This window comes from Ideonella azotifigens (assembly GCF_006519715.1).
In the GTDB taxonomy this organism is placed as follows: Bacteria; Pseudomonadota; Gammaproteobacteria; order Burkholderiales; family Burkholderiaceae_C; genus Ideonella; species Ideonella azotifigens.
On the sequence record NZ_VIDT01001088.1, the window covers coordinates 1 to 1,274 of the forward strand.

The following is a 1,274-nucleotide window of genomic DNA, read 5'->3' on the forward strand; positions in this document are numbered from 1 at the left end:
ACAACGGCGTTTGCGCCGATGGTGGTGCGGGCGCCGACGTTCACCTTTCCCACGACGGCAGCGTGGCGTGCTGCAGCGCCAGCGCCGCGCGGATCAGCCCGGCCACGCCGGCGGCAGCATCCAGGTGGCCGATCTGGGTCTTGGCCGAGCCGAGGGCGCAGAAGCCGCTGTCGGCGGTGCCCACGCGGAAAGCCTCGGTCAGCGCGGCGACTTCGATCGGGTCGCCCAGCACGGTGCCGGTGCCGTGGGCCTCGACATAACCGATGCTGCGCGGCGAGACACCCGCCAGTGCCAGCGCGGCCTGGATCACCGCGGACTGGCCGGCAATGCTGGGCGCGGTGAAGCCGATCTTGTCGGCGCCGTCGTTGTTGACGGCCGTGGCCTTGATGACGGCGTGCACCGTGTCGCCGTCACGCAGTGCTTCGTCCAGGCGCTTCAACACGACGATGCCGGCGCCGCTGCCGATCACGGTGCCGGCGGCCTGCGCGTCGAAGGCGCGGCAGTGCCCGTCGGGCGACAGGATGGCGCCGGGCTGGTGCTGGTAGCCACCTTCGGCCAGCAGGTTCAGCCACACGCCGCCGGCGAGCGCCATGTCGCACTCCTGGCTCAGCAGCGCCTGGCAGGCCATGTGCACGGCCACCAGCGAGGTGGAGCATTCGGTCTGCACGCTGACGGCCGGGCCGCGCAGGTCCAGCTTGTAGGCCACGCGGGTGCACAGCGAGCCGGAGGAGTTGCCGCTCATCAGGCCCAGCAGGTCCGAGATGCCGGCGCCCGGGGCCAGGCCGGCGCCCGGCAGCAGGTGCTGCATCAGGTACAGGTTTGGGCCTTCGCCGGCATAGACGCCCACCGAAGCGGCACGCGCCTCGCCATGGTGGCCGGCGTGCTCCAGCGCTTCCCAGGCGCATTCGAGGAACAGGCGCTGCTGCGGGTCCAGCTGCGCGGCCTCGCGTGGCGAGTAGCCGAACAGCGCAGCGTCGAACTGGTCCAGGCCGGGCAGTGGCAGGCCAGCCTTGACGAAGTCGGCATCGGCCAGCTGCGCTTCGCTGACACCTTGCGCACGCAGCGTGGCGTCGCTCAAGGGCGTGAGCGCCTCGGCACCGTCACGGATCAGGCGCCAGTAGCTGGCCAGGTCCGGCGCGCCGGGGAAGCGGCCGGCCATGCCGATGATCGCGATGTCGGTGCCGGCCACGTCGGCGTCGTGCAAAAGGGAAGCGGAGGCGCTGTTCATCACGGGGTCCTGGGTCTGGCCGCCGCCGTAGGAATTGGCCTGCTGG

Annotated in this window: 1 pseudogene; it reads right to left on the reverse strand. The window is 71.6% G+C overall.

Features of this window, described 5'->3' with window-relative positions:
* Positions 1-55: 55 nt before the first annotated feature.
* Positions 56-1,228: pseudogene (locus FKP22_RS30765) on the reverse strand (beta-ketoacyl [acyl carrier protein] synthase domain-containing protein); the annotation flags it as partial.
* Positions 1,229-1,274 lie beyond the last annotated feature (46 nt).